The 13,698-nt window shown below is 71.5% G+C and carries 13 protein-coding genes; 7 read left to right on the top strand and 6 right to left on the bottom strand.

Features of this window, described 5'->3' with window-relative positions; all coding sequences use genetic code 11:
• The first annotated feature begins 57 nt into the window (after nt 1-57).
• The 3 genes from TN53_RS14125 (at nt 58) to TN53_RS14115 (ending at nt 3,241) form a co-directional block, all read left to right on the top strand.
• Nucleotides 58-1,002: an ROK family protein gene (locus TN53_RS14125; protein ID WP_046258796.1), complete on the top strand. Its 945-nt coding sequence runs from the start codon at nt 58-60 to the stop codon at nt 1,000-1,002.
• Entirely contained in the window at nt 1,002-2,213 is a 1,212-nt protein-coding gene (gene nagA, locus TN53_RS14120) for an N-acetylglucosamine-6-phosphate deacetylase (RefSeq protein ID WP_095046481.1), read from the top strand. Before TN53_RS14125 ends, nagA begins: the two co-directional genes overlap by 1 nt.
• Before the next feature lie 98 nt (nt 2,214-2,311).
• Nucleotides 2,312-3,241: a 1-phosphofructokinase family hexose kinase gene (locus tag TN53_RS14115; RefSeq protein ID WP_046258794.1), complete on the top strand. Its 930-nt coding sequence runs from the start codon at nt 2,312-2,314 to the stop codon at nt 3,239-3,241.
• Between the two features lie 3 nt (nt 3,242-3,244).
• On the opposite strand, the gene TN53_RS14110 is transcribed toward TN53_RS14115, so the two are convergent.
• Nucleotides 3,245-4,192: a CBM35 domain-containing protein gene (locus TN53_RS14110; RefSeq protein WP_046258793.1), complete on the bottom strand. Its 948-nt coding sequence runs from the start codon at nt 4,190-4,192 to the stop codon at nt 3,245-3,247.
• A 119-nt stretch (nt 4,193-4,311) separates the two neighbouring features.
• Nucleotides 4,312-5,964, bottom strand: a complete 1,653-nt coding sequence (cdgB, locus tag TN53_RS14105) for a diguanylate cyclase CdgB (RefSeq protein WP_046258792.1) — start codon at nt 5,962-5,964, stop codon at nt 4,312-4,314.
• A 382-nt stretch (nt 5,965-6,346) separates the two neighbouring features.
• Here cdgB and TN53_RS14100 point away from each other — a divergent pair, with 382 nt between their 5' ends.
• Entirely contained in the window at nt 6,347-6,856 is a 510-nt protein-coding gene (locus tag TN53_RS14100; RefSeq protein WP_046258791.1) for a flavin reductase family protein, read from the top strand.
• A 172-nt stretch (nt 6,857-7,028) separates the two neighbouring features.
• On the opposite strand, the gene TN53_RS14095 is transcribed toward TN53_RS14100, so the two are convergent.
• Nucleotides 7,029-7,868: a sigma-70 family RNA polymerase sigma factor gene (locus TN53_RS14095; protein WP_046258790.1), complete on the bottom strand. Its 840-nt coding sequence runs from the start codon at nt 7,866-7,868 to the stop codon at nt 7,029-7,031.
• A gap of 204 nt (nt 7,869-8,072) precedes the next feature.
• A complete protein-coding gene (arfB, locus tag TN53_RS14090; RefSeq protein WP_046258824.1) occupies nt 8,073-8,510 on the bottom strand; it encodes an alternative ribosome rescue aminoacyl-tRNA hydrolase ArfB in 438 nt (145 codons plus the stop codon).
• A gap of 190 nt (nt 8,511-8,700) precedes the next feature.
• Between arfB and TN53_RS14085 the strand changes: the two genes are divergently transcribed.
• Nucleotides 8,701-9,276 carry a TerD family protein gene (locus TN53_RS14085; protein ID WP_046258789.1) on the top strand — a complete coding sequence of 192 codons (576 nt, stop codon included), beginning with the start codon at nt 8,701-8,703 and terminating at the stop codon, nt 9,274-9,276.
• Nucleotides 9,277-9,568: 292 nt separating this feature from the next.
• Here the strand turns inward: TN53_RS14085 and TN53_RS14080 are convergent, their stop codons facing one another.
• Entirely contained in the window at nt 9,569-10,969 is a 1,401-nt protein-coding gene (locus TN53_RS14080) for a M1 family metallopeptidase (protein WP_046258788.1), read from the bottom strand.
• A gap of 136 nt (nt 10,970-11,105) precedes the next feature.
• On the opposite strand from TN53_RS14080, the gene TN53_RS14075 reads away from it, so the two are divergent.
• Nucleotides 11,106-11,606 carry a hypothetical protein gene (locus TN53_RS14075; protein WP_046258823.1) on the top strand — a complete coding sequence of 167 codons (501 nt, stop codon included), beginning with the start codon at nt 11,106-11,108 and terminating at the stop codon, nt 11,604-11,606.
• A gap of 246 nt (nt 11,607-11,852) precedes the next feature.
• Here the strand turns inward: TN53_RS14075 and TN53_RS14070 are convergent, their stop codons facing one another.
• On the bottom strand, nt 11,853-12,539 hold the full coding sequence (locus TN53_RS14070) for a pentapeptide repeat-containing protein (protein ID WP_095046480.1): 687 nt from the start codon (nt 12,537-12,539) through the stop codon (nt 11,853-11,855).
• Nucleotides 12,540-12,676: 137 nt separating this feature from the next.
• Here TN53_RS14070 and TN53_RS14065 point away from each other — a divergent pair, with 137 nt between their 5' ends.
• On the top strand, nt 12,677-13,657 hold the full coding sequence (locus TN53_RS14065) for a zinc-binding dehydrogenase (protein WP_046258786.1): 981 nt from the start codon (nt 12,677-12,679) through the stop codon (nt 13,655-13,657).
• The last annotated feature ends 41 nt before the right edge of the window (nt 13,658-13,698 follow it).

The following is a 13,698-nucleotide window of genomic DNA, read 5'->3' as shown; positions in this document are numbered from 1 at the left end:
GTCTACACCACGTAAGTGGACTAGACCTCTCATGGGTCGCCGGGCCACACTACCCCCGTGAGACATGTCATCGCCCTCGATGTGGGCGGCACCGGAATGAAGGCCGCCCTCGTCGGCGCCTCCGGCGAGCTGCTCCACCAGGCCCGCCGGGCAACCGGCCGTGAGCGCGGCCCGGACGCGGTCGTCGAGGGCATCCTCGACTTCGCCGCCGACCTGCGCGCGTACGGCGCCGAGCACCTCGGCGAGCCCGCGTCCGCCGCCGGCGTCGCCGTCCCCGGCATCGTCGACGCCGAGCGCGGCATCGCCGCCTACGCCGCCAACCTCGGCTGGCGCGACGTACCGCTGCGCGCCCTGCTCACCGAAAGGCTCGCGGGCGCCCCCGTCGCCCTCGGCCACGACGTCCGCACCGGCGGTCTCGCCGAGGGCCGCATCGGCGCCGGCCGGGGCGCCGACCGCTTCCTCTTCGTCCCCCTGGGCACCGGCATCGCGGGCGCGATCGGCATCGCCGGCCGGGTGGAGGCGGGCGCGCACGGCTTCGCGGGCGAGATCGGCCACATCGTCGTACGCCCCGGCGGCACCCCCTGCCCCTGCGGCCAGCACGGCTGTCTGGAGCGGTACGCCTCCGCGGCGGCCGTCAGCGAGGCATGGGCCGCCGCCTGCGCGGACCCGGACGCCGACGCGGCGGACTGCGCGAAGGCGGTGCGCTCCGGAGACCCCCGAGCCGTACAGGTCTGGCAGACCGCGGTCGACGCCCTCGCCGACGGCCTGGTCACCGCCCTCACCCTCCTGGACCCACGCACCCTGATCATCGGTGGCGGCCTGGCCGAGGCGGGGGAAACCTTGTTCACACCACTGCGGGACGCGGTCCGGCAGCGCATCACTTTCCAGAAGCTGCCGACGATCGTCCCGGCGGCGCTGGGGGACACGGCGGGATGCCTGGGTGCCGGGCTACTGGCTTGGGACCTCCTCACAACAACTGACGGCACGGAGGTAGCAACCTGATGGCAACCCCCTCAGGGGCGCGGGGAACTGCGCGACCAGCCACAGACAACCCGCAGCCCGCGACGGGCAAAGCGCCCCTCGTCCTGTCCGGCGCAACGGTCGTCCTCCCCACCGGAACTGTCAAAGACGGCCGAGTGATCATCGACGGCACCCGAATCGCCGGCAGCGCTCCAGAGAACGCCCAGGTCATGGACGTCCGCGGCCACACGCTGGTGCCGGGCTTCGTCGACATCCACAACCACGGCGGCGGCGGAGCCTCGTTCACCTCAGGCACCGCAGACGACGTAGTCAGGGGCATCCACACCCACCGCCTCCACGGCACCACCACCCTCGTCGCCTCCACCGTCACCGGCGACATGGACTTCCTGGCCCAGCGGGCGGGCCTCCTGTCCGAACTCGCCGAGCAGGGCGACATCGCCGGCATCCACTTCGAGGGCCCGTTCATCTCCCCCTGCCGCAAGGGCGCGCACTCCGAGGAACTGCTGCGCGACCCGGACCCGGCAGAGGTCCGCAAGCTGATCGACGCGGCGCGCGGCAAGGCCAGGATGGTCACCCTCGCCACCGAACTCCCCGGCGGCATCGACTCCGTACGCCTGCTCGCCGAACACGGCGTCATCGCGGCGATCGGCCACACGGACGCGACGTACGAGCAGACGGTGGAGGCGATCGACGCGGGCGCGACCGTCGCGACGCACCTGTTCAACGCGATGCCCACGCTCGGCCACCGCACCCCCGGCCCGATCGCCGCCCTCCTGGAGGACGAGCGCATCACGGTCGAGCTGATCAACGACGGCACCCATCTCCACCCGGCCGCCCTCCAGCTGGCGTTCCATCACGCGGGCCCGGACCGGGTCGCGTTCATCACGGACGCGATGGACGCGGCCGGCTTCGGCGACGGCCGCTACATGCTCGGCCCGCTGGAGGTCGAGGTCAGCGAGGGGGTGGCGCGGCTGGTGGAAGGTGGCTCGATCGCGGGCTCCACGCTCACCCTGGACCGCGCCTTCCAGCGGGCGGTGACGGTCGACCGGCTGTCCGTCGAGGACGCCGTGGCGGCGCTGTCCGCCAACCCGGCCCGGCTGCTGGGGATGTACGACACGATCGGCTCGCTGGAGCCGGGCAAGTATGCCGACCTGGTACTTCTTGACCATCAATTCGCCCTCAAGGGCGTGATGCGACGCGGTGAATGGGTGGTCGATCCCCAACTGGGCTGAAGTGTCCTTCTGTTAGGCGGCGGTTGTCCTGGGAGACTGGGACGGCCGCCGTCCGCGCGGACACAGTGCAGCGTTTTCTTACGGGGAGGTCGGTTCAGGTGATCCTCACGGTCACGCTGAACACCGCTCTGGACATCACCTATCGCGTACGGGCCCTCGAACCGCACGCTTCCCATCGCGTCTCCGAGGTGACCGAACGTCCCGGCGGCAAGGGCCTGAACGTGGCCCGCGTACTCGCCGCCCTCGGCCACGAGGTGACGGTCACCGGCTTCGTGGGCGGCGCGACGGGAGGCGTCGTACAGGAGCACCTCACGGCGACGTCCGGCGTGGTGAACGCCCTGGTCCCCGTCTTGGGCGCGACCCGGCGCACGATAGCGGTGGTGGACGAACGGAGCGGCGACACCACCCAGTTGAACGAACCCGGCCCGACCGTCACACCCGCCGAGTGGTCCGCCTTCCAGGAGGCGTACGAGGATCTGCTCCCGTCGATGGCGGCGGTGGCCCTGTGCGGCAGCCTGCCGCCGGGAGTGCCGGTGGGGGCGTACGCGGGGTTGGTGCGGACCGCTCGCGCGGCCGGGGTCCCGGTCCTCCTCGACACCAGCGGCGAAGCCCTGCGGCGCGGGGTCGCGGCCCGCCCGGACATCATCAAGCCGAACGCCGACGAACTGGCCGAACTGACGGGCTCCCACGAGCCGTTGCGCGCCACGCAGGACGCACGGCGGCGGGGCGCCCGCGCGGTCGTCACGTCTCTCGGTGCGGAGGGCCTCCTCGCCGCGTCCCCCGAGGGCCGCTGGCGCGCCACCCCGCCGACCCGTGTCCACGGCAACCCGACGGGCGCCGGCGACTCCGCGGTCGCGGGGCTGCTGTCGGGGCTGGTCGAGCAGCTGCCGTGGCCGGACCGGCTGGCCCGCGCGGTCGCGCTGTCGGCGGCGACGGTACTGGCGCCGGTGGCGGGCGAGTTCGACGCGTCCGCGTACGAGGAGTTGCGGGGGCGGGTCGCGGTGACGGGGGACGTCAACGCGGCCTGAGGGCTACGGGTCGACGTTCTCCGTCACGGAGAACTGGTCGAGCAGGGCATTGCACTGGTTGCCCTGTTCGCATGAGAGCTGGATCGTGTTGGTGCCCTTGTTCAGGGAGACCTGGGCCCAGGTGGTCTGCCAGCCCTTCTCCCAGTCGCCCTTGGGCAGCCCGCCGAAGTTCTTCATGTTCAGCGGCTGGGTGCTGGCCGTGCCGTTGACCGTCAGCGTCCCGTTGGCGTCGACGCCAGGAATGCTGTAGCGCACGTAAACCCGGTAGGTACCGGACTTCTCGATGCCGTTGACGGTCCAGATGACCTTCGCGCCAACCTGGTTGAAGCCCTGGACGTAGATGCCGCCGTCGGACTTGGCGCCCTTCACGTCGGACGCGGTGGCCGTGCCGCCCTCCAGGCGCAGCACCTTCGCGTCCGCCTTAGGGAGCTCTCCGGCCTCCGCCGACTGCGAGGTCGACGCACTCGGCTCCGAGCTCTGCGAGGTACTCGGCGTGCTGCTGGCCTGGTTGCCGGAGGCGTCGTCGTCGCCGTCGCCGCCCAGCATCGCCACCCCGATGCCGATGACGACCGCGGCGACCACCGCGATGGCACCGATCAGCAGGCCCTTGGTGTTGGGACCCCGGCCGCGACCGCCACCGCCGTACCCCTGCTGCGGGTGCTGGGTGGTGGGGGCGCCGCCCGGGAAGGTCTCCGGTGCCGCGTAGTGCGCGTTGTTGGGCTGGCCGTAGGCGCCCTGCTGCTGCGGCACCTGGCCGTACGGCGCGGTGGACTGCTGCTGCGGCTGCCCGTACTGGCGCTGGCCGACCGCGCGCACCCGGTTGACGGAGCCCGGATAGCCGTAGCCGCCGGAGGGCGGCTGGGCTCCGTTGGCCTGTCCGTCGGCGTAGAGGTAGCCGAACGGGTCGTCGTCCTCGGGCGGCGTGTTCGCGCCGGTGGTGCCGGACGTCATCCCAGGTACTCCTCAGCAGGTGCGGGGACGGATGCGGTACGCGTGGTGAATGGCGAGCCTACCCGCTCCTGCTGCCCCAAACGGGTGACTCGGATCGCATCAGCTCGCTGACCTGGGGATCATCCCGCGCGTCTGTGTTGTTTGGGACGAGATCGTTTCTCTACGTACATCCGCTCGTCGGCGGACTTCAACACTTCGTCCGCCGTCATCCCGCAGTGCGCCCAGCCGATGCCGAAACTGGCGCCGACGCGGACGGCCCGGCCCTCGGCGCGGATGGGCTGGATGATCTCGTTGCGCAGGCGTACGGCGAGGTCGGCGGCGTCCGCGCGGCCCAGGCCGTCGGCGAGGATCACGAACTCGTCGCCACCGAGCCGGGCCACGGTGTCGCCGTCGCGGACCTGCCGGGACAGCCGACGGGCGACCTCGATGAGGACCGCGTCACCGGCGTTGTGCCCGAACCGGTCATTGATCGACTTGAAGCCGTCGAGGTCGCAGAAGAGGACCGCGAGCCCCTTGGTGCCGTCGTCGAGTTCACCCTCGGGGGCGACGGTGTGCACATGGTGGTCGAAGGCGGCGTCGAACGACTCGATGCCGGGCCGGAAGTCGAAGCCGTGACCGTTGGCGTCGTAGGCGGGGTGGCCGAAGGCCGCGTCGATGGATTCGAGGGCGGCGTGGGTGGGGCGCTTGCACAGCCGCGCGGAGAGCCGGGCGCGCAGCTCGGCGGAGTTCGGCAGGCCGGTGAGGGAGTCGTGGGAGGCGCGGTGAGCGAGCTGGAGCTCGCGGCGCTTGCGGTCCTCTATGTCCTCGACGTGGGTGAGGAGGAAGCGGGGGCCGTCGGCGGCGTCGGCGACGACGGAGTTGCGGAGCGAGACCCAGAGGTAGGTGCCGTCGCGGCGGCCCAGGCGCAGCTCCGCGCGTCCACCCTCCGCCGAGGTTCTCAGCAGTGTCCCTATGTCCTCGGGGTGGACCAGGTCGGAGAAGGAGTAGCGGCGCATCGCGGAGGCGGGACGGCCCAGGAGACGGCACAGGGCGTCGTTGGTCCGCAGGATCCGGCCGTGCTGGTCGCCGCCCATCTCGGCGATGGCCATGCCGGAGGGGGCGTACTCGAAGGCCTGCCGGAAGCTCTCTTCACTGGCCCTGAGTGCCTGCTGTTCGCGCTCGAGCCTGACCAGTGCGCGCTGCATGTTGGCGCGCAGGCGCGCGTTGCTGATCGCGATGGCGGCCTGGAACGCGTACATCTGGAGCGCTTCGCGTCCCCAGGCGCCCGGCCGGCGGCCGTTGCGCGGCCGGTCCACGGAGAGCACGCCGATCAGCTCCCCGCAGGCGGCGCCGCCCACGCCGGGCGTGAACATGGGGGCGAAGAGCCGGTCGGAGGGGTGCCACTCGTCCTCGAAGCGGGGCGCGGGGCCGTCGGTGTACCACTGCGGTACGTCGTCGTCGTCGAGGATCCAGCCCTCGGTGTGCGGGATGAAGACCAGGTCGCCCCAGTTCTCACCCATGCTCAGGCGGCGCTCCCAGGAGTCGCGGGAGCCGACCCGGCCGGTGATGAGCGCCTCGGCGGCGGGGTTGCCGGCGAAGGCGGCGACGACGAGGTCGCCGTCGGGGCGGACGAGGTTGACGCACGCCAGCTCGTAGCCGAGGCCGGTGACCACTCCGTCGGCGACGGTCTGCAAGGTGTCCGCCAGGGATCGGGCGGTGTTCATGTCCGCCATGACCTGATGCAGTTGTCGCAGAGTCGCAAGACGGACGTAGGGCTCCGACTCGGTCTCCATGCTCGCCCTCCCCCCGAGACCTCGCAGCGAATCAAGGGTTCTCATCGGCGTATCGTTCTGGCAGCTTCCCCGCCACTGAATCACAGCGCGCTGCTCACTCGGTACACAGGGTCAACAATTAGTACCCCTTGTGACTCAAGTCACAGCGAAAGATGAACAATTGAGTGGGGTTTCTGCGTTTTCCCTGTGCGTTTACTGAACGCAAACTTTGTGGGTTTGTGGAGGTTCGCGGGGAGGGGCTGGTCGGGGGTCCTAGGTCCGAGATCGGGTCCCGGCTCGGGCGGAGGTCCGATGCGGTCCGCACCGGTCGGGCACTAGCGTTCCCGACGTGCCGAACACTTCTCCGATCACCGCCGTGACCGCCTACGGGCATCCTGTGGGGGTGAGCAACGACGAGTTCCGCGCCGCCATGTCACGGCTGGCCGCGGGTGTGGTCCTGGTGACCGCCTACGAGCCCCCGCTCGACGCCGAGGGGCCGGGGGGCGAGGACGTCGGCATGACGGCCACCGCCTTCATGTCGGTGTCCCTGGACCCGCCCCTGGTGCTGGTCAGCCTGCGCGAGGGCTCCCGTATGGACGACCTCCTCGACGAACAGCCCCTGTGGGCCGTCTCGGTCCTCTCCGAGAGCCAGCGCCACATCGCCGGCCGCTTCGCCATGAAGGGCCGCATCAGCGACCGCCTCCTCTTCGAGGACCTCCCCTGCACACGAGGCGAGGCCACCGGCTCCCTCCTGGTGGGCGGCGCCCTGGCGACCCTGGAGTGCCGAACGGAACAACGCGTACGCGCGGGCGACCACACCCTGGTGATCGGCCGAGTCCTGACTGCAGGAGTCCCGAGCGCGGACGGCGGCCCCCTGACGTACTTCAAGGGCCGCTACCGCCAGCTGGACTGAGGGGGGCGGGACGGGGCGTCGGGGTCGGCGTCGGGGTCGGGGTCGCCTGCGGCTTCGGTGATTGGCAGATGTGTCCCATGTGCGGGGGCGATCACCTGGGGTTTTACCGAGCGGAGTGGGGACAGATCTGCCATTCACCGCGCTCCTTCCCCCTCCGGAGCGCGGGCCTCCCCTACAGGAGCTCGATCTTCAGGGCGGCCACGCACGCGGGGGCGGTCATGACGTCGATCACAGCGATCCGGTCTCGTACGAACGTGAAGGCCAGCGCCCGCTCCACCCGCCCGTCCACCAGCACCGCGAGCCCCGTGGCCCCGTCCACCAGTGCGGGCCGCGCGACCAGGGCGAGGCTCGCGAAGCTCGTCGCGCCCTTCGCCACCGCAAGGGCGCCCGCCGTGACACCGGCCTCGGCACGCGCCACGACGTCCGGGTCGAGCACATCCACCAGCGCGTCGAAGTCGCCCCCGCGCGCGGCGGCCAGGAAGGCGTCGACGACCTCCCGCTGCCTGACCAGGTCCGCGTCGGGCGCCGGCGCGCCCTGCACCCGACGCCGGGCCCGGCTGGCGAGCTGGCGTGCCGCGGCCGGCGTACGTCCCACGATGTCGGCGACATCCTCGAACGGCACCGCGAACAGGTCGTGCAGCACGAAGGCCAGCCGTTCGGCGGGCGTCAGCGTCTCGAGTACGACGAGCAGCGCGACGCCGACCGAGTCGGCGAGCAGCGCGTCCTGCTCGGGGTCGGGGACCACGCCGGGCAGCGGCACGTCCGGCTCCAGTGGCTGTTCGGCACGCGCCTTGCGGGAGCGCAGCATGTCCAGACAGACCCGCCCGACGACCGTGGTGAGCCAGCCCCCGAGATTCTCCACCTGCCGGGTGTCGGAACGGCTCAGCCGGAACCATGCCTCCTGCACCGCGTCGTCCGCCTCCGCACCCGACCCGAGCATCCGATAGGCAACGGCATGCAAATGCCCCCGGTACGCCTCGAACCGCTCGGCAAGAAACTCACTCTCGCTCATCCGCCTCTGCCCTCTCGTCGCGTCGCCGGGTTGGTCTCACCGGTCTGACGAACGGAAGGGGCCAGATGTGACACCCCAGCCGACGCCCAGCTGTGGAAGGCGCCGTGATTGGCGGATCTGTCCCGACGCCGGGCGGCAAAACCGCAGGTGACCGAGGCCCGGACGGGGACGGATCCGCCAATCACCCCTGCCCTGCACACGGACCTAGCCCCAGTCGCGGCCCGTCCTGCCCCGCTTCGTCTCCGCTCGCTGTTTCTTCTCGCGTAGGCGGCGTTCGTTGATGCCTCGGGGGATGCGGGTGGCCCTGCGGGGCTTGGGGGGTGGGGCGGTGGCCTCGGCCAGGAGGGCGGCCAGGCGTACGGCGGCGGTCTCGCGGTTGCGCCACTGGGAGCGGTGCTCGGAGGCGCGGACCGTGACGACGCCGTCGACGAGGCGGCCGGCCAGGCGTTCCAGGGCCCGCTGCTTCCACACCTCGGGCAGGGACTCCGTCTTGGCCAGGTCGAAGCGGAGCTCCACCTGTGAGTCGCTGGTGTTGACGTGCTGGCCGCCCGGTCCGGACGACCGCGAGAAACGCCACATGAGCTCGGCCTCGGGAAGGGAGACGGAGCCGCGGATGACGTGAGGACCGGACATGCCCCCTATGGTCGCGCGGCTGACCCGCACACGTCACGCGAATATCCCCGTCTCCTGCGCCGCGCGCCCCTCACTCCCGCTTGGTAAAGAAAGTAAAGAGACCTGGAACCTTGGTGCCCCTCTCCGCGTTCTTGGGGGTAGATGTAGCTTTCAAGCCCGTACCGCCTGTGCAATGCATAACGAGGGAAGGATCCCAACCATGGCTGTAAGCCTGTCCAAGGGTGGCAACGTCTCGCTCAGCAAGGAGGCTCCGGGCCTGACTGCCGTCACCGTGGGCCTGGGCTGGGACGTCCGCACCACCACCGGCACGGAGTTCGACCTCGACGCCTCCGCGATCGCGGTCAACCCGACGGGCAAGGTCTACTCCGACGGCCACTTCGTCTTCTTCAACAACAAGCAGACGCCGGACCAGACCATCGTCCACACCGGTGACAACCGCACCGGCGAGGGCGCGGGCGACGACGAGGCGATCAACGTCAACCTGGCGGGCCTCCCGGCCGACGTCGACAAGATCGTCTTCCCGGTCTCGATCTACGACGCCGAGAACCGCTCGCAGAACTTCGGCCAGGTCCGCAACGCGTACATCCGCATCGTCAACCAGGCCGGCGGCGCCGAGATCGCCCGCTACGACCTGTCCGAGGACGCGGCCACCGAGACCGCCATGGTCTTCGGCGAGCTGTACCGCAACGGCGCCGAGTGGAAGTTCCGCGCCGTCGGCCAGGGCTACGCCTCGGGCCTGTCGGGCATCGCGTCGGACTTCGGTGTGAACGTCTGACGTCTGACGGACACAGGCACACCACGCTGCGCGGGAACCCCCGGCTTCGGCCGGGGGTTCCCGCGTTGTGAGGGCCGTCGCGATGCGTGTAGCGGGGTGCGTCCGAGACGGCTCCGATCTGTGTACCGCCCCCCGCTGGCCGCCACGATCGAGGACGCCTGTCTGAGCCTGACTGGGCCTGCCTGCGGGAGATCCGTGGCCCCGCTCGCCGCCGGAAACCCGCGAGGCCAAGCGCCACGACCTCGAACGCCGACCCTGACCGGCCGGCTCAGGCCGGCCCTAACCGGCCGGCTCAGCGGTGTTCCGGCTTCCCCTCCCCGTACAGCCACTGCGCCCAGATCGCGTCGAAGTCCTCGTCCGGTGCCTGCTTCTGCACGTACGCCGTGAAGTCGTCGGTGTCCGCGTTGCCGTGGCGGTGGGCGGCCGTCCAGCCCTGGACGATGTCGTAGAAGGTGTCGTCGCCGACGGTCTGCCGGATCTTGTGGACGACCATCGCGGCGCGCTGGTAAATGGGGCCCTCGTCGGAGATGTGCGCGGCGCTGGTGGGCTTCGCCGGCGGGAAGGACCAGAGGTCCTCGAATCTGTCCTCGCCGTGGTCGTAGAGCGCGTCGAACGTCTCCTGGGCGCTGTCGCCGCCCTCGTCCTCCTCCCACAGCCACTCCGCGTACGTCGCGAAGCCCTCGTTGAGCCACATGTCCCGCCAGGTCCTGGGCGTGACGGAGTTCCCGAACCACTGGTGCGCGAGCTCATGGACGAGGAGCCCGGTGTCCGGGGCGCCGGGGAAGAAGGGGCGGTTCTGCGTCTCCAGCGCGTACCCGGCGTCGTGCTCGCCGCCGACGATCGCGCCGGTGGAGGAGAAGGGGTACGGGCCGAAGTTGTACTCCGCCCACTCCATGACCTCCGGCAGCCGGGCCAGGGCCTTCCCGCTCGCCTTCGCCTGCCCCGGGGCGAGGGCCGTGTACACCGGGAGGTCACCGGCGGTGGAGCGGCGGATGTCGTAGTCGCCGACCGCGAGCGTGGCGACATGGCTCGCCATGGGCTCGGCGGTGCGCCAGGTGAAGGTCGTACGGCCCTTGCTGGTCGTCTCGCCCGTCAACTCCCCGTTGGACACGGCCCGCAGGCCCTCAGGCACGGTGACCGCGATGTCGTACGCCGCCTTGTCGGAGGGGTGGTGGCTGCCGGGGAACCACGCCATCGACCCCGTCGGCTCGCCGAGTCCGACCGCGCCGCTCTCCGTGGGCAGCCAGCCCTCTTCGGAGCCGTCCGGGTCGGTGATGGTCTGCGGGGTGCCGGAGTAGCGGACCCGCACCTCGAAGGTCTCCCCCTTATCGAGCTCGTCTCCCGGGCGTACGGTCAGCTCCTGCCCGGACCGGTTCCAGCGGGCCTTCTCGCCCTCGACCGTGACCTCCTCGACGTCCATCCCCTTCAGGTCCAGGTCGAAGGCGGACAGGTGCTGCGTGGCCCGGGCGGTGACGGCCGCCGTGCCGGACAGGTGGTCCGCGTCGGGGTCGTAGGACAGCCGCAGCGCGTAGTGGGCCACGTCGTACCCGCCGTTGCCCGCCTTCGGGAAGTACGGGTCGCGCACACCGGAGCCGCCGGGGGTGCCCTGCCCTCCACCGCTGGTGCACGCCGAGAGCGCGAGAGCGAGCAGGACGGAAGCACAGGCCGGGACAAGGCGCACGGAACGGGACATGACCGTGATCCTAGGGCGGCGCACCGCCACCCCACCGCGGCCCCGGACCCGACGCACCGCCACCCCACCGCGGCCCCGGACCGGGCGCACGCTCACCCCGTCCGACCTCCCGCCGCGCCGTGACACCATCTCGTACGTGCTCGACATCGGCTACGCCCTCTCCAACCGCTTCCCGGACCCGCCCCAGACGGACTACCGCCGCGCGGACGTCCACGCGCTGCGCCACGACCTGTTCTGCGGTGACGTCTACCTCGCCGACACCAAGGCGGACCGGGAACTGTCCACAGCCTGGGGATGGGTGCCGGTGCTCGACTTCGCGTGGGCGCTGTGTGACATCGCGGAACGCCTCGACCGCGACCCGGCCGGCTCCCGGGCCTCCCGCCCCCAGCACGCGGAACTCGACTTCACCGAGTCGACCGACCGCATGCTCTTCGAGCGCCGCTTCGGCTGGGTCGACATCGAGTCCGACTGGATGCCCGCCGAGGAACCACCCCTGACCTTCTCCCACTCCGAACTGCGCTGCGAGGCCCGGGACTTCCTCCACGACCTGCTCGCCGACCTGTGCGACCTCCACGACGACCTCGCCGAGAACCCGGCGATCTGGACCCTCCAGGCCCGCTTCCCCAGAGTCCGCTGACCGTTCCCGACCATCGCGGTGAGGGCATCGCCCCCTGGTACCGAGCCCCACCGCCGGGCCGGTCAGTCCCCGTCAGTCCCCGGCCGGGCCGAACGTCACCCCGCCGAACACCATCAGCTCCTCGATCAGCAGCCCTGGAGTCCCCGCCCACCGGATTGCCGTCCTCCGCCGTCGCCCCCGCGAGGAGCGGCACGGCCTCGGCGCACTTCCGCGCGACCAGGACATTGCCGGAAGGTCCCCGCTCCGTCAGCCCTCCACTCTGATCCCCATCTGGCCCGCCAACACCGGGGCCAGGTCCAGCAGTTGTGCGGTGCTGACGACCGCCCCCGCAAGCCGCTCCACACCCCGCGCGATGTCGATCTCCACCGCGCCCCGCAGATCCACGTCCGTGAGCGTCACCCCCGTGAGGTCCGCCCGCTTCAGCGCGCAGTCCACGAACTCCACCCGCTCCAGCCGGGCCCCGCCGAAGTCCGGCTCGACGAGGACGCAGCCCTCGAAGACGACGTCCCGCAGGTTCGCCGCACGCAGGTTCAGATAGTCGATCTTGCCGCCGCGGATCACCACCCGCTCCAGGACCGCCCCGTGCAACTGCACCCCGCCCAGCCGGGCGTCGACCAGCTCCACATCCCGCAGGGTCGCCTCCGACAGGTTGGTCCCCACACCCCGGACGCCGGTGAGGACCGAGTCCAGCAGGCGCGCGTTGCGCAGCCGCGTCTCGTCCAGCGCGCACCCCGTCAGCGCGCAGTCCATGAAACGGGCGCCCGAGGCGTCCTGGCCCGCGAAGTCCGCCTCCGTGAACTCCAGCCCGTCGTAGACCCCGTCCGGCTCCAGCCCCCCGCCGTCGTAAGCCGCCAACGGCGGCAACCGCAGCTCCGGCCGCCGCGCACCCTTCACACCGGCACCGCCGGCTCCACCTGCCGCTCTCCTCGCCATGCCCCCCATGCTGCACCCCACCACTGACAACGCCCCGAGACCCCCTTGACCTCAAGCATGCTTGAGGTTGAAGAGTGAGGTCCCGACGGCCCGGGCCACCACGGCCCGGTCTCCGACAGCCCACAGGGGGACCACCCATGCACGCCATCCGACTGCACGCCTTCGGCCCGGCCGAGAACCTCACCCACGAGGAGGTCGAGGCCCCGCTCCCGGGCCCCGGCCAGGTCCGTATCGCCGTCGAGGCGGCCGGCGTCCACCTCCTGGACACCTCGCTCCGCGAGGGCGCACAGGGCCCCCTGCCCGCACCGACACGGCTGCCCACCATCCCCGGCCGTGAGGTCGCCGGCGTCATCGAGTCCCTCGGCGAGGGCGTCGCCGCCCTCTGGCTCGGCAGACACGTCGTCGCCCACCTCGGCTTCGCCCCCGGCGGCTACGCCGAACTCGCCGTCACCGACGTCGACCGCGTCCACGAGATCCCGGCGAACCTCGACGCCGCCGAGGCCGTCGCCATGGTCGGAACGGGCCGTACGGCGATGGGGATCCTCCAGTTCACCGACCTCGGCCCCGACTCGGTCGCCGTGATCCCGGCCGCCGCCGGCGGCATCGGCACCCTCCTCGTGCAGTACGCCAAGAACGCCGGCGCCACCGTCGTCGGCCTGGCCGGCGGCCCGCGGAAGGTGGCCCGCGTCGCGGAGAACGGCGCCGACCTCGCCGTCGACTACAAGGACCCCGCCTGGCCCGACAAGGTCCGCGCCTTCCTCGGCGGCAGGCCCGCCACCGTCGTCTTCGACGGCGTCGGCGGCGAGATCGCCCGCCACAGCACACAACTCCTCGGGCCCGGCGGCCGGCACATCGTCTTCGGCTGGTCGGGAGAAGGCATCCACGGCGGCGGGCCCTACCTGGTCGACGGCGTGTCCGAGCAGGTCCTGGGCCCCGCGATGATGCGGAAGGCCGGCGGCCCCGACCCCGTCCGCACCCTCGAACTACGCGCCCTCAGCGAGGCCGCCGCAGGCCGCCTCACCCCCGCGGTCCACCGCTTCCCCCTCACCGAGGCGGCCGCCGCGCACCGGGCGCTGGAAACACGCGGCACCACCGGGAAGGTCGTTCTCGTACCCTGACGCGCAGAAGGGGCGACCGTCCGGCCGCCCCTCCGCCCGCC

The sequence above is a fragment of the Streptomyces sp. WM6386 genome (genome assembly GCF_000972385.1).
Classification (GTDB): domain Bacteria; phylum Actinomycetota; class Actinomycetes; order Streptomycetales; family Streptomycetaceae; genus Streptomyces.
This window is presented reverse-complemented; position numbering and strand designations above follow the sequence as displayed.